The sequence below is a fragment of the Flavobacterium sp. genome (assembly GCF_047602195.1).
GTDB lineage: Bacteria > Bacteroidota > Bacteroidia > Flavobacteriales > Flavobacteriaceae > Flavobacterium.
The window spans coordinates 1,730,578-1,750,415 of sequence record NZ_JASGHW010000004.1; the positions used below are offsets into that span (position 1 = coordinate 1,730,578).

Here is a 19,838-nt window from a genome sequence, read left to right on the forward strand (position 1 = left end):
ACCAAGAGCCAAGACATCGAAAACATTCTTTCGTCGTCTTGGCTCTTGCAGTGAAATGGTCTTTGCTCTAGCAGCGAAGCGGTCTTTAGTACCAGCGTTTCTTATTTTGTTTGGATCCCGAAGATTTCCGAGATTTATTTTTATTGTGTCGGCCACCGCTGCGGTTCGAGTTCTTTTGCGGTTCTGCCGGAATCACGATCTCGCTCGGGCTGCCTTCGTGCCACGGATACGGATGGTCGGCGATCGTCTGGACGTCTACCTTGATCAGTTTCAGGATGTCTTTCCAATACGGATGTTCATCCTTTCCACAGAACGAAATCGCAATGCCGCTTTGTTGGGCACGACCGGTCCTTCCGATGCGGTGCACATAGGTTTCGGGAATATTCGGTAAGTCGAAATTGATCACATAAGGCAATTGCTCGATGTCGATGCCACGTGCGGCGATATCGGTCGCGACCAAAACCCCTACTTCCTTCGCCTTGAAGGAATCGAGTACGCGTTGGCGTGCCGTCTGCGATTTGTCGCCGTGGATGGCTTCGGCCGGAACGCCTTTTTTACGCAAGGCGCGCACGATGTTGTCGGCCCCGTGTTTGGTCCTTGAAAACACCAGTACATCCGACAGTTTCTCGTTGCGGATCAAATGGTACAGCAGGTTTCGTTTTTCGCCTTTTTCGACAAAATAGATGCGTTGCTCCACTTTCTCGGCCGTCGATGAAACTGGCGTGACAGTCACCGAAGCGGGATCTTTGAGGAACATTTCGGCCAATTCGCGGATTGCAATCGGCATGGTCGCCGAGAACAACAACGTTTGGCGGTTATCGGGCGTGAGCTTGACAATTTTCTTGACGTCGTTGACAAAACCCATGTCGAGCATCTGGTCGGCTTCGTCCAAAACGAGCGTGTGCAAATGGTCGATATCGATAAAACCCTGTTTGTGCAGATCGAGCAAGCGGCCCGGTGTGGCAATCAGGATGTCGACGCCTTTCTTGAGCTGGTCCACTTGCGGTACTTGGGAAACCCCGCCAAAAACGGTCAACTGTCTCAAATTGGTGTATTTGCCATAGGTGTCAAAACTTTCGCCGATCTGTACGGCCAATTCCCGCGTTGGTGTGATGACCAGCGCACGGATTTTCTTGTGTTTGTTCGACGACCCCACGATGCGGTGCAGGTTGTGGATGATCGGGATCGCGAACGCGGCCGTTTTTCCGGTTCCGGTTTGTGCGCAACCCACCAGGTCACGGCCGTCAAGTACGAACGGGATGGCTTGTTGCTGGATCGGGGTAGGTTGGGTATAGCCTTCTTCTGCGACGGCTTTCTGGATGCTTTTGGAAAGCGATAAATCTTCAAATAACATAAAATAGGAACCGGTCATTAGGACCAATCCGGGGCAAAGATAGGTTTTATTTATCGATCCGCTTATTTCTTCTGCATGCCAAACTCGGCAGTACGTCCTTCGAGCGACATGTTGATGCGCATGGTGTTGGGCTGGTAGCTGAGAATTTCTACCGGAAGCGACTTTCCTTGCGATTTTAAGATCATTTTTTTGGTCTTTTCGTCAAACTCCCAAGTCGTTACTTGACTGGCATTTCCGGGCGATGCAACCATGACGCCGTCTTCGCGGAATTCCATCGCCCAATTGTTGGCGATAAAACCGTCCACTTGCTGCAGTTCTTCGGGTGTGGCCAAATCGATTTTATAGACTTTGACAATGGTCCATTTGCCGGTAATCTCGGCTTTGGTTTGCGCGAATGAATTCAGGCAAAACAGCATAAATAAAACGGGAAAGATTTTTTTCATGTCGGGGTTAAGTTAGTTTTTGAGCAGCACGAATTCGCCCAGGACCGATTTCGACAAGTTCATCTTGACGCGCATTTTGCCGGCCTTGCTGTTGTAGCTCAGGATTTGGATTTTGAGGTTTTCTTTTTTGCCTTTGATCAGGATGGTTTTTTTCTTTTTCTGGTAAAGCCAGGTTTTGGGTTCCTTGGCTTTGGTGGCGGTCGATTTGAAACTGCCGTCTTCGTTAAACGTCAAAATTACGTTGTCTTCCAGCATTTCCTTTCCCTTCTTGAGTTCGGCGGCATTCATTCGGTCGATCTTGACCACCTTTGACAAGGTCCATGTTCCGGTGATCGACTGCACGGTTTGCGCTCCTGTGCCGATGGCGAATAGTACAAATAAAAGAAGCAGTAGTTTTTTCATCAGATTTTTGAATTGGATTTGATAAAATCAGTAACCAGGTAACCAATGAGTTTCCCGATCAGGTGATTGTTCTTGTCTTCACCGAGATCGGGCGCGCCTTCGCAGATGTGCAGGTAGGCGGCGTTTTCGTGATTGCCAAAATAACTCACGAAGCGGCGCAGTTCTTCGATCGAAAAACCGCTCAGCGTCATGGCGCTGCTCGCGATATTGGGAATCGCGTCGAGATCGATTTCAATGCCATAGCAATCCGGCTTGATGAAATTGAAAGCCAATTCCATTTCCTCGGTAAAATCCTTTTCCCTTCGGATGCCGATTTCATCATAAGTATTGTAGCGAACACGTTCGTCAATTTTCTTGATGATGTCGAGTACATTTTTCGACGTATAATTTTCGTGCAGCCCAAAGATGAAATACTTTTTGAGGAACGCCTGCTCGTAGGCATACGAAAACCCGTTGCCGCTGTGCCGCCCTTCGAGGATACGAAAATCGGAATGCGCATCGAAATTGACCGCGTTGATCGGTTTGCCTTTGGCCAGGGCCGTACCTTTGATGTTGCCGTAAGCATTGTTGTGGCCGCCACCGATAATGATCGGGGTTTTGCCTGCGCGCACGATCACCGATATGATGTGCGCGACTTCCTTGTCGACGCTTTCGACCAATTGGTTGAATTGCTGGCGGTGGCTGATGTTGTGGAAGTCGAGGTTTTTGGCCGTTTCCATTTCCTGGGCCACGTCGAGCGTGCCCAAAACCAAAATCTGGCTGCCTTTGCAAAAACGGTTGTGCTGGATGTTGGCGATGCTGCGGATCGCGCTGTCCCAAGCCGAAGCCGCGCCCGGACGGCCAAAGTTGGCACGCACTCCAATATCTTCCGGAATACCGAAAATCACATATTGCGCTTTGCACTCTTTAAGGAACGCAGCGGTATCTGCGCCTTTTGGAACGGTGAGCATCTTTTCGCCGAATTTGAGTTCGCCGCTGCGGTGGTTCGTAATCTTCGCCAGGTCGTTGATGCGAAAGGGAATCAGTTTGTCCATTGTGTTTGTTTAGGAAAACCAAAATTATAATTTTTTACACAAAATTTCGTTAACAGATTTGTTGTAAAATAATATTAACATAACTTTGTTAAGTTGTAAAATAAAAACGTTCTAATTAGTTAAAAAATAAAAAGTTATTAAAAAATAATTATTTACTTATGGAAAATCAAAAGAATAATTCAAATCTTAAAGCAATAATCGCGATTTTAGCAGTTCTACTCGTCGGAAGTTTGGTGTACATCTTTAAAATGACCTCAGATGCCAAAGCGCTCCAAACCGAATTGACCACTACAAAGACCGACAAAGCTTCAGTAATGAAGGACTTGGAGGAACTCAAAGCGACTTATGATGCTGCGATTGCAGAAAATACATCGATGTCAGATGAGCTTATTGCCGAAAGGGAGAAAGTAGTCAACCTCATGAAAGAATTAGAGAAATCTAAAGGGGATGCTGCTTCGATGAGAAAATACAAAGCACAGTTCTTCGCACTCGAGTCGAAAATGAAAGCATTGGTGGCCGAAAACGATCAACTCAAGAAAGACAACCAGGTATTGACCACACAACGTGACAGTACGGTAATGGTATTGGGTGAGGCGCAGAAATACAACGAAGTATTGGTGGGCCAAAACGAGGAGTTGACCAAAACGGTTGAAAAAGCTTCTAAATTGAACATCACCAACCTGCAGACCGCGGCTTACAAACTCAGAAGTTCAGGAAAACAGGTGGCTACTGAGAAAGCCAGAAAAGCCGATGTGTTGAAAATCAGCTTTGTCATCAACGAAAATGCGGTGGCCAAGCCGGGAGAAAGAAGCTACTATGTTCAAATCATCGACAGCAAAAACAATGTGCTCGGTGAGAAGAAAACAGAATCTTTCGGAGACAAGTCGCTTACCTACAGTTTCCTGACCACGATCAACTACGAGAACAAGCCGGTGACCGTTACACAGGATGTTCCGGGTGAAAACTTCGAGAAAGGAACGTATTTCGTCAATGTATTCGACAAAGCCGAATTGGTTTCTAAATCAAGCTTCACGTTGAAATAAGAAATAAATAAGCAATCTGCTTAAAACAAGAACTCCCGATAGGCCGTTGTAAACTATCGGGAGTTTTTATTTTTAGACGTTTGGATATTTACAGGCAATACTTCCAAAAATACAATCCGAGAATCATCACCGTTATACTTCCAAGAAGGTTGACGGTTCTTTTGTTTTCGTATTGCATCCGTATCCAATAATCGATCAGAAAACCAATCGGCACCAATAGGAAACCTTTGAAAATAGAAAGATATACGCCGTCAGGGTCTTGTACGAGCAGCAACATCGGAAAGAAAGCAATCAAAAAGCCGATGAAAGCCAACAAGTAAATTGTCAGGGTAACATTGAGTACGGTTATCGATTTGATCCACTTTTTCATCCGATTATTTGTCCATCCAAAATCACCGAATCGATAAGGTTACTGCCAAAAGCATACGGCAATTGGTAAAACGAAGGAATTTGTTTGGTAACAATGAGATTGGCTTTTTTGCCGACCGTGATGCTGCCGTGCGTTTGCGACAATCCCATCGCATAAGCGCCGTTGATCGTAGCCGCATTGATCGCTTCCTCGGGCGTTAGGCGCATCTTGATGCAGGCCGTCGCGACCACAAAATTCATGTTGCCCGAAGGCGTCGAACCCGGATTGAAATCGGTCGCCAAAGCCAAAGGCAGTCCGGCGTTGAGCATGTCGCGTGCCGGCGTATAAGGAATGCTTAAAAAATAAGAACAGGACGGAAGTGCCACGGGCATCGTGTCGGTATTTTTGAGCGCCTCGATGTCTTCGGGATTCATGACTTCGAGGTGATCGACCGATAAAGCATTGTATTTGATTCCCGCCTGAATGCCACCGATGGCGTTGAATTGGTTGACGTGGATTTTCGGGATGAGCCCGTGCTGTTTGCCTGCTTCGAGAATCCTTTCGGTTTCGGCAACAGAGAAATAGCCCGTTTCGCAAAACACATCGATGTATTCGGCGAGGTTTTCCCTGGCGACAAGCGGAATCATTTCGTCAATGATCAAATCGATATAACCCTTGTGGTTTTGTTTGAATTCGGTCGGGAAGGCATGTGCGCCGAGAAACGTCGCCTTGATGGCCATCGGATAATTGGCCTTTAATTTTCGGATGACGCGCAGCATCTTGAGTTCGTCTTCGACCGAAAGCCCATAACCCGATTTGATTTCGACCGCGCCCGTACCGAGTAGCATCACTTCTTCGAGCCGCGCTTTCGACTGTTCGAAAATTTCTTCCTCCGAAGTCTCGTGCAGTTTCTTGGCTGAATTGAGGATGCCGCCGCCACGATTCGCGATTTCTTCATACGTCAATCCGTTGATGCGGTCCACGAATTCCTGCTCGCGGTTGCCGGCATAAACGATGTGCGTGTGGCTGTCGCACCAGGACGGCAGGACCATTTTTCCGGTCGCGTCGATAATTTCACCGTCGTATTGCGGACAATCTTCCATTTTTCCGAAAGCCCTGATCGTATCGTTTTTAATCAACAGGAAAGCATTTTTGATGGTGGGAAGTACGGCCATTTCGGCGCCCGAAACTTTATCGACATGGTTTTCGCGAACCTGCAACAGTTCCTTGATATTGGTGATCAGCATTTGGATTTCATTTTTTGGTAAATGTAAAATGGAATTTTAAAAACTCCTATCTTTATGACAAATTATTGCCGCGTGAGAAGAGTCAAATACAAGAAGTCGAGAAACGTCCAGCCCAATTATTACGAATATACGGGCATCCACAACACCGAACCGGTCGAGATGCAGCTTTTCGTTTACGACGACGACGGTTATGAGGAATACAAGAAAGTATCGTTACAGCGGGTGGAAAAGGAAATCGAAGACCCGTTGCAGGCCGAGGACGTCAAATGGCTCAATGTACACGGGTTGCACGACGTTGAATTGATCAAGCAAATCGGGGAGATGATCCGCATCGAACCGTTTATCGTGAGCGACATCCTCAATGTGGCGCGGCGTCCGAAAATGGAAGAACTCGATCAGGTACTGTTTTTCAGCATCAAATCGATCCTGCCAGCCGAGGATTACAACAATGTGCGGGTCGAACAGATCAGTTTTGTGCTCAAGGACATGCTGCTGATTTCGTTCCAGGAAAAAAAGAGCGACTTCTTTACGCACATCCGCGAACGCATCAAAACGCACAGCGGAATCGTACGCAAGAAGAAAAACGATTACCTGTTGTACCTGCTGCTAGAGGCGGTCATGGAGAATTTCTACATCACGATCGAATATTACGAAGACTGTATTGAAGGTTTGGTAATGGAAGCCAAGACCAGCGCCAAACCTGACGTGCTTGAACGCATCGAGAAAACGCGCGAGAACCTCAATTTCCTCAAACGTGCCATTTTGCCGTTGCGCGATGCGTTGTTCAACCTCAAGCACATCCGCGAAGACAATGATTATAACGGGATCGAAAAAAGCAACTATTCCTTTTTTGCGCGCCTGCACCAGAAATCCCTCGAATTATTGGAGCAGATCGATTACGATCTCAATACGCTCGACAGTTCCTCGAGTGCCTATTTTGCGGCGCAGAGCCACCGCATGAACGAAATCATGAAAATCCTGACCGGCGTTTCGGTGATCTTCATGCCGCTGACTTTTATCGTGGGTATTTATGGGATGAACTTCGATTTCATGCCCGAATTGCATTATCCCAACGGCTATTTCTGGGTACTTTTTGTCATGTTCCTGCTCGTAGTGGCCATGGTGCTGTACTTCAAAAAAAAGAATTGGTTTTGAGGTAACAGGTTGATTGAGCGAAACAAAATATCGGAATAATATAACAAAGTTCTGTTAAAGCATAATCGGTTTCGGTCGATTAATGGATATTTTTGGAAGACCAAACCAAAAAACCAATCTATGAGAACGTTCACCGCACAATTCAGGTTGCCGGGGAATTTTGGTATTGATACCATCAATCCCGATTCGATGCAGGAGCAAAAACAACTCTCCGATGCCATCGCCAACACTTTCCAGGCCGGAAAAGCACAACTCACCCATGTAGATGAATTCTTTGTCGGCCTCGACGACCACACCGGTGAAAAGGACGATGCCTCGGGCGAATATGCCGCAATTGTCGACATCAGCCTTTGCCTCAATGAAGCCGAGGGCAAGAATTTCAAGAAACACAAAGCGGTTATTACCAAAAAAGCCTTGGAAACATTGCGCAACAGCAAGATGTTCCTGTCCTATGTCTGGTACAAGAAAAATACCGAGCACATCGGACTCGAAACGATTTTCGTCTAATCAGGCGTTTCCAGGTTTGATTTTAAGCGCAATCGCCTTGATGGATGTCATATTAAGTGGGAATTCCAGAAAAATGTGACCCATGCTCAGGAAATAAGCGGCTATCATCCCGATTTTGAAATCGTACAGATACAATCCCATAAAAATAACCCAGATCGAAATCACCGCAATGGTTTTGGCCTGGGTTAGGTTTTTGTGCCAACCGATGACCGTGGTCTTGGAAAACCAATTCAAATAATGGTAGGTATAGGCAAACGCTACAAAAATCTGCGTTTTGATGCCTATCGGGGAAAGATTAGAAAAGGTTTGGCGTTTGGAGTCGAGCAACTCAACCAAATTTCTATTCAGCGTGACCATGCCTGTTTGATCAAATGTGTCGCGTGTAAACTGTGAAATCAGGTATTCGCCCGGAACGATATTGCTTCCGGCAATAATCAACGGCACAAACAAAAGAAAAACGATCGAGGCCACGCCGGCTTTGCTTCCCGATTGCAGCGTTCCATAAATCATAAACAATAACGTGAAAATATAAACGTGAAACAGCGTCGGCAAAAAAATCCCGGTGAAAATATAAATCGCCGGAATGTAGGTCACAATCAACCATGCGGCCGCTAAGCTCAACACCAAAAACAATATAGTTTGCCCCGCTTTGCGGAAAGTAATTAATCCGATTGCCGCAATAAACGAAAATAAAATAATCACACTGTATTGGTCGCTGATGAATCGAAGTATAGTAAACAGAAACGTATCTTCCCAGGTTTCATTGAGAAAAGGTTTGGCCAGAATTGGCAACGAGACCGCCGTCATTGGAACCACCAAAAGCCAAATCCAGCCCGGATGCTTAATGAAATATTTCTTCTGCTTGAGCCAGTTGATTTCGGTTAGATAATGCAGCGGTCCCAAAATCGCATACGAAAACAGGAACAATTCAAAGGGCAGATGGAAAGCCAGGAACAAAGAAATGGCAATCAGTAAAAAATTAAGCAGATCGGTATTTTTAGCCATGGTAATTACATTGCGGTACACTAAATGTAACAATCAACGCTTATAAATCCCTAATTGCCCAAGGTGTTAAATTATCAGCTACGCCAAGTCGGCACATTCGAAACCGTTTTGTAGCACCAACGCCATGATGTCGGTTTCCGAAAGTTCGTGTGAAACCACACGCAGTACCAAATCGCAATCTTCCGTGTCGACATTCCATTGGCGGATGGCTTTGTTTTTCTGGAATACTTTTTTGATTTCACCCAGATTTTCCTCTCGGATGTTGGTCCTGAAAATATGGATATGATTGAGACTTTCCATGTTTAGCCCATTAAGATATAATAGTTGTAATCGGTCATCGGGGCATCGGTAAAACCAAGTGCGCGGCCCATGGTGATGATTTGCCCGCGGTGATACGTACTGTGGTTCATCGTGTGCATCAGGTATTCGAGGCGGGTTTTGTCGGCTTCAAACCATTGTGTTTTGAGGTAACAGTTTTGTTGCAATTCCGCTTCAGAAAGCGAGGCGGTATAGTTGGCTAATTGTTCCGAGTTGCGGATCATGATTTTGAGTAAACCGTCAACAGTACCGGGCAATTCGACTTTAGGTTCGTTGTGCGTGCCTTTCATGACGCCGAACCAAAAATCCTGCACTTCAAGGATGTGGATCAAGGTCAATCGAATTGTTGGAAAACTCGACGGCACTTCCGTATCGAGCAAAGCAGTAGGCTTGGTTTGAAGAAAGTCCACTAATTTTTTGTTGGCCCAGGCATTGTAATCGGCGTAACTTTTGGCGAGCGATACAAGGGTAAAAGGCATTTGGGTTGTTGCTGTTGTTGACATCATTGCTGGTTTTTTAGGATTACCTTACAAAGGAACAACCGCTTGGTGACAACCTTATGTCAGCAGTGTTTGGAGAAAGTGAAAAAAATTACAAATTCTTCGCAATTTCCGAAATCAGTGCCTTCATCTGCGCTTTCATGTAAGACGGTTCGACGATTTCGGCCTGGTCGGCAAACATGAGCAGCCAACGTGCAAATCCTTCGATGAACATCGTCTGGAACGTCATTTCAACCGTGTTTCCGTGCGTGGTTTCAGAAATGTAGCCGTAATAATATTTCTGGTTCTGCAAATAGCGCGCGATTTTCTTGTCGACCCGGATGACGACCGTTTCCACATTTTGTTCTTTCTCGATACTTTCGAGGTATTCGCGGAACGACGGGTGTTTTTTGTGGAATTTCTCCGAAGTAATCTTGATGTCGCTCACGCGATCGGTGCGGAACTGCCGGTAATCCTTGCGCAAATGGCACCAAGCGATCACATACCAGAATTGGTTTTCGTGGTAAATCCCGATCGGTTCGATCGTGCGCTGCGTGGTTTCCTCGCTGTTGAAGGCGTTATAAGTCATCTTGGCCACACAGTTTTCCGAGATGCATTTGAGCAAAGAGTCGAGCGTGTTGTCGGGCGAATCGGTTTTGGCGTGGTTGTGCTTGCGGATCAGGATGCTGTCTTCGATCGTTTCGACCAAATCCTTTTCGTCGCTGCGCAATACCGCCTTCATTTTGTACATCGCCGACTGGTAGCTCGCCTTGGTGGCCACATCGGTGAACTGTTCCATCAATTTCTCGGCCGTCACAAACGTCAGTGCTTCTTCGCGTGTAAACATGATCGGCGGCAAACGATACCCATCGACAAGGGAATAGCCGACGCCGGCCTCGCCATACAACGGAACGCCGGCTTCCTCGAGCGATCGGATGTCGCGGTATACGGTGCGCAGGCTGATGTCAAAACGGTCGGCCAAGTCCTGTGCCTTGACGATTTTCTTGGATTGCAATTGGATCAGGATGGCGGTGATGCGGTCGAAACGGTTCATGGTTTTGGTGAATGGAATCCAAAAATAAATAAAGTTCGCCGCGCTTCCGAATGATTTTTAGAAAATTACAATCCATCCCCAAAATTCGACAATTCGGTTAGGAATACTTTTATAGCTTTGTGTGCCGTTGCATCTTTGCCGCATCAAAACCCATCAATCATGAAGAATTTTTATCTTTTATTACTTTTATTTTCGGCTGTCGCTTTTTCGCAGAACACCATTTCGGGGAAAGTAACCGATCAGAAAGGCAATCCGGTTCCGGGCGCCAATGTCTTTATCGAAGGCACTTACGATGGTACTTCGAGCGACGAAAACGGAAGTTTCAGCTTCACCACCGACACAACCGGCAACCAAATGCTCGTGATTTCCTCACTCATTTTCGAGACGCAGAAAATCCTCATCGACGTGACCGACTACAAAGACAAAACAGTCAAACTGCGCGAAAGCGTCAATTCGATCGATGCCGTAATCGTGACCGCCGGTACGTTTGAAGCCGGTGACAAGGCGCGGGTTTCGGTGCTCAAACCGTTGGATATTGTCACAACTGCCGGTTCTTTGGGCGATGTCGTGGCCGCTCTGCAAACCTTGCCCGGAACACAAACCGTAGGCGAAAGTGGACGTCTGTTCGTTCGTGGCGGGGAAGCCGATGAGACACAGACCTTTGTCGATGGCATCCGTGTGGCGCAGCCGTATGGTTCGACGACCAACAATTTACCGACGCGCGGAAGGTTTTCACCGTTCCTGTTCAGCGGGATTTCATTTTCGACGGGTGGTTACTCGGCAGAATTTGGCGAAGCCTTGTCGAGCGTTTTGTTGCTCAACACACAGGACGAACCTGATCAGAGCAAAACCGATGTTTCTTTGATGACTGTCGGTTTGGGCATCGGCAATACACAGAAATGGAGCAAGAGCTCGTTGAGCGTGAACGTGGCCTATATCGATTTGGCACCTTACCAGAAAGCAATTCCGCAGAATGTAGACTGGAACCGTCCGTACCAAGGGCTTTCGGGCGAAACCGTCTATCGTTATGGATTTGCCAACGGATTGTTCAAGATGTACGCCGCTTTCGATGCCTCGCGTTTCGACATCAACCAGGAAAACGTCAACCATCCGCGTATCAAGGACCGTGTCAACCTCGAGAACAACAATTTCTACCTCAATGCGTCGTACAAAGGCAATTTTGGCAGCAATTGGCAACTCACAAGCGGATTGAGTTATGGTTACAGCCGCAACATGATCGGTTTCAACCGCGACGACATCGACAATGTAGAAAATGCTTCGCAGCTCAAACTCAAGCTCAAGAAAAGTTTTTCGGATCGTTTCAAGCTGTCTGTGGGTGCCGATTATTTCATCACGCAGTTTGACGAGGATTACCATCCGTTCTTTGGCACGGCGGCTACAAGCGGCTACAACGCCAACATCGCGGCGCTGTATTCGGAGGCGGATATTTTCTTCTCGAAGAAATTTGCGGCCAAGGTCGGTGTCCGCGCCTCGCATAATGATTTACTCGAAGAAACCGTCGTTGTTCCAAGGGCTTCCTTGGCTTACAAAGTCGGAAAGGCCAGCCAGTTGTCATTGGCTTATGGCGAATTTACGCAGGCGCCGAAACAGGAATACCTCAAATATTCGAAGTTTTTTGAAAGCGAACGTGCCTCGCATTATATCCTCAATTTCCAATACAGCAAAGACCGCCAGACGTTCCGCGCAGAGACGTATTACAAGGATTATCGTGATCTCGTGAAATTTGACACTTTGGTAGCGCAATACAGTCCGATGCATTACAACAACAACGGTTCGGGTTATGCGGCAGGATTGGATATTTTCTGGAGAGACGGCAAGACGTTCAAGAATCTGGAATATTGGATTTCGTATTCCTACATCGATTCGGAGCGCAACTACCGCGATTATCCATACGCCGTGACACCGAGTTTCGTAGCCGATCACAATTTGTCGGTCGTCGGGAAATATTGGATCAACGACTGGAAATCGCAGCTCGGGCTTACGAATTCGTTCAGCACCGGAAGACCGTACAACAACCCGAATGAGACGCAATTCATGAATGGCAAGACCAGGGCTTACAACAACGTGAGTTTCAGTTGGGCGTACTTGCTCACGCAGCAGAAGATTTTGTACTTCTCGATTTCGAATGTTTTGGGAACGCAGAATGTGTTCGGATATGAATATGCCGACAGCAAAAATCTCAATGGAGTTTACGACCGCCGCGCGATTACGCCGACTGCCGACCGTTTCTTTTTTGTCGGGTTCTTTTGGACCATCAGCCAAGACAAAAAGAGCAACCAATTGGATAATTTGTAACCGACAGTTCATCCGCCAAAATCGACAGTTCGGTCACAATCAATTTTCGGGGACGACCAAGCGACCTACATTTGCTTCATAATCATTCAAAAACACATTATCATGAGCAGAATTATTTTAGTTTTAGTATTTTTAATCGGCGGTTTGGTCCAGGCGCAGAATGTGAGCCTCGAAGTCAAGATGACCGGTTTCGAAAACAACAACGGAAAAGTGAAAGTGGGCTTGTACAATTCCGAAGAAGGTTTCCTCAAAACGGTTTACAAGAATGCCGTGGTCGACATCCAATCGAATACCGCCACATTTACGTTCAAGGATTTGCCCAAAGGGATCTATGCGGTTTCGGTCTACCACGATGAAAATGCAAACGGAATCCTGGACAAAAACGGATTCGGCATGCCGACCGAAGGATACGGAACCTCGAATGATGCCAAGGGATTCATGGGACCGCCAGCATTCGCAGATGCCAAGTTTGCCTTGAGCAAGAATTCAAAAATTACCATCAACATCAATAACTAACGAATTAAAATCAACAACAATGAAAAAATTACTTTTAGGTTTCGCTTTGCTCATCAGCAGTTTGTCTTTTGCGCAAACGCCATTTGAAAAAGGAATGACCAAGGCTTTCGAATTGTGGAAAGAAGGCAAGAGCACCGAGGCTTCGGCCATGTTCGAACGCATCGCTTCGGCGGAAAAGGACAACTGGCTGCCCAACTATTACGTGGCGCTGGTCAACACGACAAGTTCATTTGCGACCAAAGACAAGGAAACCGTCAACGCTTTGCTGACCAAGGCGCAAAACGCACTCGATATCGAAATGGCCAAGAACCCAGACAATGCCGAATTGCTCGTGATGCAGGCCATGATTTATACCGGCTGGGTGGCTTTCGACCCGATGACTTACGCGATGACGTACTCGGCCAAGGTGATGGAAATGTATGCCAGGGCCGAGAAAATTGCACCCGACAATCCACGTGTGGTGTTTGGGAAAGCCGAATATGAAATGGGCGGGGCGAAGTTCTTCGGGACCGACATCAAGCCGATGTGCGCCGAAGTGGACCGCGCGATCAAACTATTTGAAAAGTTCAAGCCCGAAACGCCGTTTTCACCAAAATGGGGATTGGACAGGGCTTTGCAGACGCAACAGGAATGCAATAAGAAGTAATTACAATGGGGCAATTAGTCAATGAGAAAATGATCGTCATGACTATACAAATTCATCAATAATTGAACATTATCTAATTTTCTAATTGACAAATTTTCTAATTGAAGTATGAAGTTTAGGGAAGCACAGCTCGAAGATATCGCACAGATACAGGTCGTAAGGCATTTGGTGAAAGAAAACACGCTCAGTGATCCCGCGTTGGTGCCGGACAAGGATGTGGCGTACTACATCACCGAAAAGGGCAAGGGCTGGGTTTGTGCAACCGACGGTAAAATTGTGGGTTTCTCTATCGTCGATTTGCAAGAGCACAGCATCTGGGCTTTGTTTGTCGATCCCGAATACGACCGCCGCGGCATCGGCAAGGAATTGCACCGGCTCATGATGGACTGGTATTTTGCGCAAACCAAAGAGAAGGTTTGTCTGGGCACGGCGCCCAAGACGCGGGCAGAAGAATTCTACAAAAGGCAAGGCTGGACGCCGGTTGGCTTTTACGCAAACGGCGAGGCCAAATTTGAAATGAACTTTGAAGACTGGCGCAAATGAAATTGGGTTTGAAGCAACTGGCAAGGCTGATTTGGCTCAGCATAGGAATCACGGTGTTGATCATCGTCATCAACTGGACGTTTGGAGATCCCATGCCGTTCAATATCAAATTGTTAACCTTGTTCGGTTTTACGATGTTGTACACCTTGTCGCTGTATTTTGCCAATGCGCTCGTGTTCCGCATACTGGACCGGTATTTCGTAGGGGAGAACCGCTTTGCCAAAAAACGCATCGTTTTGGGTTTCATAGGGTCTTTCCTGATCTCCTTGCTGACGGTATTCCTGCTTCGGATTTTTGAGGATGTGGTCATCGAAAAACGTTCTTTTGCGACCTTCCTGGCCAAGGAAACGCCCAACAATTATGTGTTTGCGATTGTCATTACGTTCTTTATTACCTTATCGGCTTACGCGTTCAATTTTTACCGCGCCTATCAGGAGAACAAAGTCAAGGAACAGAAGATCATTGCGGGTACGGCTTCGGCTAAATTCGAGACACTCAAGAACCAGATCGATCCACATTTTTTGTTCAACAGTTTGAATGTGCTGAGTTCGCTGATTGAGGAAAATCCTGAAAATGCACAAAAGTTTACGACTTCATTGTCAAAAATTTACCGGTACGTACTTGAACAAAAAGACAAAGAATTGATCGGGGTTGATGAAGAACTGTCGTTTGCCAAAACCTACATGAACCTGCTCAAGATGCGCTTCGAGAACAGCCTGTTTTATGAGCTGCCCGAAACGCCACCGGATCCCGAAACCAAGGTGGTTCCGCTGTCGTTGCAATTGTTGCTCGAGAATACGGTCAAACACAATGTGGTGAGCGAGCAACGGCCGTTGCGCATCCGGATTTTCATCGAAGGCGATTACCTGGCCATCCAGAATGATCTGCAAAAGAAAGAAGTGTTGCAGGACAGGGAAGGTGTTGGACTCAAGAATATCATCAACCGCTACGGCATCATTACCCGAAGAAAAGTATTAATAGAGCAGGATGAAAAGACCTTCACGGTCAAAATTCCGATCCTGACCAAACAAGTTACCATTATGGAATCAACTTATACAGCAACTGAATCGGCTTATTACAAAGCCCAAAAAAGAGTAGAAGACATCAAGGGCTTTTACGGAAATTTTTGGTCGTATGTGCTTATTTGCGGCGGACTGGCCATCCTGAATCTCGTTACCTATCCGCAATATTGGTGGTTCTTGTATCCGGCCATCGGATGGGGAATCGGTGTGCTCGTCCACGGCATGAGTGTGTTCAATTACATGCCGTTCCTGGGACGCGACTGGGAAGAAAAGAAAATCCAGCAATTGATTGAAAAGGAGAAAAACAACAAATGGAAGTAATCATGGAACAATGGGATGAAAGACTGCTTTACAGGAAAGCAAAGAAAAAAGCCAGGGAAATCAGGTCGTTCTACATCAATTTGCTGTGTTATTGCCTCGTGATCCCGACGCTAACTTTTATCAATCTTTATTTTACGCCAGAGCACCTTTGGTTTTATTGGTCGATGCTGGGCTGGGGCGTAGGTCTGTTTTTCCACGGAATGGGCGTATTCGGATGGAATCCATTTATGGGGAAAGACTGGGAGGAGCGAAAGCTCAAGCAATTCATGGAAGAAGAAAAACGCAAACAAGACAAATACAACGCAAACAAATAACAATTATGGAAAATCTAGACAATATCGAGCAATTGAGAATGGAACGGGCCAGAAAGCGCGTCAAGGCGATGATGGGTTTCTACAAACACCTGATGGTTTATGTGGTGGTCAACGCAGTGCTGTTGGCGATCAAATATTTTAACCTGGATCCCGGAGAGACATTTTTCGAACTGGGTAATTTTTCGACTGCTTTTTTCTGGGGAATCGGATTGGTCTTTCACGCCATGAGTGTTTTTGGAACCCATGCATTCCTGGGTTCCGATTGGGAAGAACGCAAAATTCGCCAAATCATGGAAAAGGAAAAGCAAAGCACCAGCAAATGGGAATAAGAAGTGGTTTCAGTCGCAATCAATAAAACGACGCTAATTTGAGGAAATATTTACCAATAATCGGCATACTGGCATTCATCAAGCTTGGCATTCATCTCATCGGAAACCGCAACTATGGTTTTCATCGGGATGAATTGCTGCATTTATCCGTAAGCGAGCATCCGGCGTTCGGTTACATGGAATTCCCGCCATTTATTGCGTGGGTCGGCAAGTTGGCTGTTTCCTTGTTTGGTTATTCGGTCTCGGGCGTGCGTCTTTTTGCTGCCTTGGCCGGAGTGGTGATTTTGGTACTTTGCTGTTTGGTGGCCAAGGAATTCGGAGGGCGGAAAAAAGCGGTTTTTTTGGCCGGCATTGCGGTGTTGGCTTTCTTGCCGTATTTTAGGAATCACTGTCTTTTTCAGCCCGTTGCCTTCGATCAAATGTTTTGGATTTTAGGATTTTATGTGTTGGTTAAGTACATCAATACACAAAACTATAAATACCTGATTTGTCTTGGTTTGGTATCCGGATTGGGTCTGATGAATAAATATACATTCTTGGTGTGGGGGATTTCGTTGGTGGCTGGTTTGTTGTTTTACGACAAGGCGCGGTTGTTTCGAAACAAATGGTTTTATGTGGCGGGCTTGGTGGTGTTTTTAATCGTTATGCCTAATGTCATCTGGCAGTATCAGCATCATTTCCCAATCTTGCTGCACCTGCAAAAATTGAAGGAAAGTCAGCTCGACGAGCTTGGGCCTTACGATTTTGTACTGGATCAGATTGAACTTCCGTTTACTTTTGCATTCAGTATCGTGGGCTTGTGTGTCTTGTTGTTTCAAAAGCAGTTTTTTAAATACAAAGCTATTGGTATATCGGTAGTTGTGGCTTTTGTATTGATGTGGTACATGCAGTCTAAAGGCTATTATTTTTACGCGGCTTATCCTGTGCTTTTTGCCGCCGCTTCAGTGAAAACAGAACAGTGGTTCGAGCGCAGGCCGATTTGGAATTATGTTGTCGCGGCGGTGCTGCTGTTTCCGGTTTTCTTTTACCTGCCCAAGGCAATCCCGATTTTGCCGATCCAGCAGCATGTCGCCTATGAAAACCTAAAACCAGACAATCATGGCCGGTACAAGCTTACCAATGATTATGCGGACATGTTTGGCTGGGAAGATCAAGTCAAGGTGGTCGACAGTGTTTATAAATCGCTTTCCAAACAAGACCGCGCGCAATGCATAATCCTTGCCGGAAACTACGGAGAGGCCGGCGCCATTAAGATCCTGGGTGAAAAATACGGCTTGCCGAGCCCTGTTTCTTCGCACGGCAGTTTTTGGTTGTGGGGTACTGGCGACAAATCGGGCAATGTTTGCGTGACGATCGGTATTGGAAAGGAAACCTTGACGCGTTTTTTTGGCGAAGTGCAGTTGGTGAAAACCATCACGCATCCCTATGCGATTGAGGAGGAGAACGGCGTTTCGGTCTGTGTGTGCAGAAAGCCGAAAGTTTCGCTGGCGCAAGTCTGGCCGGGTCTTGAAAAACATGTTTTTGATTAAAATCCCTATATGAAAACAATCATCATCGAAGACGAAAAACCTGCTGCAAGATTGTTGCAGCGCAAGCTGGAAAAAATGAACATCCATACGGGCGCGATGCTGCATTCGGTAAGCGAGGCCATTGAATGGTTTTTGGCCAACGAGCATCCGGATTTGATTTTTCTGGACATCCAATTGTCGGACGGCTTGTCGTTCGAAATCTTTGAAAAAGTCGCTATAAAAAGCGCGGTAATTTTTACAACTGCTTACGATGAATACGCACTCAAAGCGTTTAAATTAAACAGTATAGATTATTTACTTAAACCGATAGATGAAGATGATTTGGAATCGGCAATCCAAAAGTTCAGGAACCGGATTCCGGCCCAACGGTCGTTGCAAATCGATTTTAACCAGATACGGGGTTTGCTGGGCAATCCATTCGAAAAGCATTATAAGAAGCGTTTTACGGTAAAAATTGGGCAAAGTCTTAAGGTGATAGGGGTTGAGGAAATCGAATGCTTCTACAGCGAAAACAAAGGAACGTACATTCATACCAAGGAGAACCGCGATTATATAATCGACAGTACTTTGGAGGTTCTTGAACAGGAATTGGATCCCGAGGTCTTTTTCAGGGTCAGCCGCAAGTTTATCATTCCGCTGCAGGCCATCCGTGAAATTTTGCAGTACAGCAATTCGAGGTTGAAGGTGGTTTTGCCGAGTTACAAGGCGGATGAAGTAGTGGTCAGTCGGGAAAAAGTGACTGATTTTAAATCCTGGATTGATAAATAGAAAAGGTTGTATTTTAGTTTAGGTAATTTATTTTAAATGCCTAAATATTAATATTTTGATTATTTGAAATAGATTTATTCTATTCTTGTTTTTTCGTGTTTTTTGCTTCCAGAATCAAATAAAACTGCAAACCGAAAAGAATCGAAGCAATCACCAAATGGGTTGCCTGCGTCCCGAACGGAAACGCAAAATAATACATCATGATTCCCGAAATAATTTCGATCCAGATCAGCAGCATCACCCAATTCATCTTCGAAAAACCAAGGTTCAATTTTCGGTTGCGCCAAAACAAAAAGGCGTTGACCAGGAACACAATTACCGAGAAAGTCCGGTGGATGTAAAAATCCGCCATCGGGTTTTCGAGCACCGCCTGCATATTATCATATCCTACCGATTTGACCTGGATGTCTACAAACTGCCTGACCTGTGTGCCCAAAACCACCTGGGCCAAGGTCAGTGCCAGCGAAATCCAAAGCAGGCGATGGAACAAATTATCGGTCTTAAAGTCGTTGGTTTTGCCACTCGCTTTCCGGATGATGAACAGCATCACCGCCACGATCAACAACGCCACCACCATGTGTAGGGTGATCTTGATCGGGTTCAATACCGAATACACCACCGTCGCGCCAAGCCAGGCTTGAAATCCCATTAAAAACACTACCAGCCACGAAAGCAACGTGATTTTCTTGTTTTGTTTCCAAAAGCCAAATGAGAAAACGGCCATCACAAACACCGCAATCCCGGCCAAGGCACCGCACAATCGGTTCAGGTATTCGATCCAGGTGTGCGTCGGGTTAAAAATGGCGTAATCGTGCTTGGTGTAGGGCCGCCATTGGCTTTCGTCAAAGGTATTTCCTGTGGTGAAATCGGCATTGGCCACCAGCAGCGTCTCCTCTTTGATGATGACCTGTCCCTTTTCAAAAGTCCTGCCCGGTGTCCAGGTGAGTTCCTTGATGTCGGTCGGTGGAATATAGTAGCCGAAACATTTCGGCCAATCCGGACAGCCCATTCCCGAGCCGGTCATGCGCACCAAAGCGCCGGCAACGATAACGAAATAAACTAAAACAAGTGCAATTTTGGCGGTGGGGAGAAATTTATTTTTCATTCGTTATTTTTAGGCCACAAATTCACGAATTCATTTGCA

23 protein-coding genes are annotated in these 19,838 nt (G+C 46.2%); 12 read left to right on the plus strand and 11 right to left on the minus strand.

What is annotated here, in order from left to right:
- Positions 1-85: 85 nt before the first annotated feature.
- The 4 genes from QM717_RS13825 to QM717_RS13840 form a co-directional block, all read right to left on the minus strand.
- Positions 86-1,354, minus strand: coding sequence for a DEAD/DEAH box helicase (locus QM717_RS13825; protein ID WP_415038232.1), 1,269 nt, complete (start codon positions 1,352-1,354; stop codon positions 86-88).
- A gap of 62 nt (positions 1,355-1,416) precedes the next feature.
- Complete coding sequence (locus tag QM717_RS13830) at positions 1,417-1,797, minus strand: hypothetical protein (protein ID WP_415038234.1); 381 nt, start codon at positions 1,795-1,797, stop codon at positions 1,417-1,419.
- Between the two features lie 12 nt (positions 1,798-1,809).
- The gene (locus tag QM717_RS13835) at positions 1,810-2,199 is read right to left on the minus strand and encodes a hypothetical protein (RefSeq protein WP_415038236.1); all 390 of its coding nucleotides are present in this window, start codon (positions 2,197-2,199) and stop codon (positions 1,810-1,812) included.
- Positions 2,199-3,233 carry a formimidoylglutamase gene (locus QM717_RS13840; RefSeq protein WP_415038238.1) on the minus strand — a complete coding sequence of 345 codons (1,035 nt, stop codon included), beginning with the start codon at positions 3,231-3,233 and terminating at the stop codon, positions 2,199-2,201. Before QM717_RS13840 ends, QM717_RS13835 begins: the two co-directional genes overlap by 1 nt.
- A gap of 158 nt (positions 3,234-3,391) precedes the next feature.
- Here QM717_RS13840 and QM717_RS13845 point away from each other — a divergent pair, with 158 nt between their 5' ends.
- Positions 3,392-4,276 carry a hypothetical protein gene (locus tag QM717_RS13845; RefSeq protein ID WP_415038240.1) on the plus strand — a complete coding sequence of 295 codons (885 nt, stop codon included), beginning with the start codon at positions 3,392-3,394 and terminating at the stop codon, positions 4,274-4,276.
- 88 nt (positions 4,277-4,364) lie between these two features.
- On the opposite strand, the gene QM717_RS13850 is transcribed toward QM717_RS13845, so the two are convergent.
- Together QM717_RS13850 and hutI are read right to left on the minus strand one after the other, a co-directional pair.
- Positions 4,365-4,646: a hypothetical protein gene (locus QM717_RS13850; RefSeq protein ID WP_415038242.1), complete on the minus strand. Its 282-nt coding sequence runs from the start codon at positions 4,644-4,646 to the stop codon at positions 4,365-4,367.
- Positions 4,643-5,878, minus strand: a complete 1,236-nt coding sequence (hutI, locus tag QM717_RS13855) for an imidazolonepropionase (protein WP_415040133.1) — start codon at positions 5,876-5,878, stop codon at positions 4,643-4,645. The genes QM717_RS13850 and hutI overlap by 4 nt, the downstream gene beginning before the upstream one ends.
- A gap of 66 nt (positions 5,879-5,944) precedes the next feature.
- Here hutI and corA point away from each other — a divergent pair, with 66 nt between their 5' ends.
- Both corA and QM717_RS13865 read left to right on the plus strand, forming a co-directional pair.
- Positions 5,945-7,027 carry a magnesium/cobalt transporter CorA gene (corA, locus tag QM717_RS13860; protein WP_415038244.1) on the plus strand — a complete coding sequence of 361 codons (1,083 nt, stop codon included), beginning with the start codon at positions 5,945-5,947 and terminating at the stop codon, positions 7,025-7,027.
- A gap of 120 nt (positions 7,028-7,147) precedes the next feature.
- Complete coding sequence (locus QM717_RS13865; protein ID WP_415038246.1) at positions 7,148-7,534, plus strand: hypothetical protein; 387 nt, start codon at positions 7,148-7,150, stop codon at positions 7,532-7,534.
- Here the strand turns inward: QM717_RS13865 and QM717_RS13870 are convergent, their stop codons facing one another.
- From QM717_RS13870 to QM717_RS13885, 4 genes are all read right to left on the minus strand, one after another.
- The gene (locus tag QM717_RS13870) at positions 7,535-8,539 is read right to left on the minus strand and encodes a hypothetical protein (protein ID WP_415038248.1); all 1,005 of its coding nucleotides are present in this window, start codon (positions 8,537-8,539) and stop codon (positions 7,535-7,537) included.
- A 78-nt stretch (positions 8,540-8,617) separates the two neighbouring features.
- Positions 8,618-8,839 carry a hypothetical protein gene (locus QM717_RS13875; protein WP_415038250.1) on the minus strand — a complete coding sequence of 74 codons (222 nt, stop codon included), beginning with the start codon at positions 8,837-8,839 and terminating at the stop codon, positions 8,618-8,620.
- A 2-nt stretch (positions 8,840-8,841) separates the two neighbouring features.
- Positions 8,842-9,360, minus strand: a complete 519-nt coding sequence (locus QM717_RS13880) for a DinB family protein (protein ID WP_415038251.1) — start codon at positions 9,358-9,360, stop codon at positions 8,842-8,844.
- A gap of 88 nt (positions 9,361-9,448) precedes the next feature.
- Complete coding sequence (locus QM717_RS13885) at positions 9,449-10,390, minus strand: helix-turn-helix transcriptional regulator (protein WP_415038253.1); 942 nt, start codon at positions 10,388-10,390, stop codon at positions 9,449-9,451.
- 159 nt (positions 10,391-10,549) lie between these two features.
- Between QM717_RS13885 and QM717_RS13890 the strand changes: the two genes are divergently transcribed.
- The 9 genes from QM717_RS13890 to QM717_RS13930 all read left to right on the plus strand — a co-directional run bounded on the left by QM717_RS13890 (position 10,550) and on the right by QM717_RS13930 (position 18,694).
- Complete coding sequence (locus tag QM717_RS13890; protein ID WP_415038254.1) at positions 10,550-12,706, plus strand: TonB-dependent receptor; 2,157 nt, start codon at positions 10,550-10,552, stop codon at positions 12,704-12,706.
- Positions 12,707-12,808: 102 nt separating this feature from the next.
- Entirely contained in the window at positions 12,809-13,222 is a 414-nt protein-coding gene (locus QM717_RS13895; RefSeq protein ID WP_415038255.1) for a DUF2141 domain-containing protein, read from the plus strand.
- Positions 13,223-13,241: 19 nt separating this feature from the next.
- Positions 13,242-13,868 carry a hypothetical protein gene (locus tag QM717_RS13900; protein ID WP_415038257.1) on the plus strand — a complete coding sequence of 209 codons (627 nt, stop codon included), beginning with the start codon at positions 13,242-13,244 and terminating at the stop codon, positions 13,866-13,868.
- Between the two features lie 108 nt (positions 13,869-13,976).
- On the plus strand, positions 13,977-14,411 hold the full coding sequence (locus QM717_RS13905) for a GNAT family N-acetyltransferase (protein WP_415038259.1): 435 nt from the start codon (positions 13,977-13,979) through the stop codon (positions 14,409-14,411).
- Between the two features lie 8 nt (positions 14,412-14,419).
- The gene (locus QM717_RS13910; RefSeq protein WP_415038261.1) at positions 14,420-15,754 is read left to right on the plus strand and encodes a 2TM domain-containing protein; all 1,335 of its coding nucleotides are present in this window, start codon (positions 14,420-14,422) and stop codon (positions 15,752-15,754) included.
- Entirely contained in the window at positions 15,745-16,068 is a 324-nt protein-coding gene (locus QM717_RS13915; RefSeq protein ID WP_415038263.1) for a 2TM domain-containing protein, read from the plus strand. Before QM717_RS13910 ends, QM717_RS13915 begins: the two co-directional genes overlap by 10 nt.
- Positions 16,069-16,073: 5 nt before the next feature.
- A complete protein-coding gene (locus tag QM717_RS13920) occupies positions 16,074-16,397 on the plus strand; it encodes a 2TM domain-containing protein (RefSeq protein ID WP_415038265.1) in 324 nt (107 codons plus the stop codon).
- Between the two features lie 38 nt (positions 16,398-16,435).
- Positions 16,436-17,926, plus strand: a complete 1,491-nt coding sequence (locus QM717_RS13925; RefSeq protein WP_415038266.1) for an ArnT family glycosyltransferase — start codon at positions 16,436-16,438, stop codon at positions 17,924-17,926.
- 9 nt (positions 17,927-17,935) lie between these two features.
- Positions 17,936-18,694 carry a LytR/AlgR family response regulator transcription factor gene (locus tag QM717_RS13930; RefSeq protein ID WP_415038268.1) on the plus strand — a complete coding sequence of 253 codons (759 nt, stop codon included), beginning with the start codon at positions 17,936-17,938 and terminating at the stop codon, positions 18,692-18,694.
- A 79-nt stretch (positions 18,695-18,773) separates the two neighbouring features.
- On the opposite strand, the gene QM717_RS13935 is transcribed toward QM717_RS13930, so the two are convergent.
- Positions 18,774-19,799, minus strand: a complete 1,026-nt coding sequence (locus QM717_RS13935) for a COX15/CtaA family protein (RefSeq protein WP_415038269.1) — start codon at positions 19,797-19,799, stop codon at positions 18,774-18,776.
- Positions 19,800-19,838 lie beyond the last annotated feature (39 nt).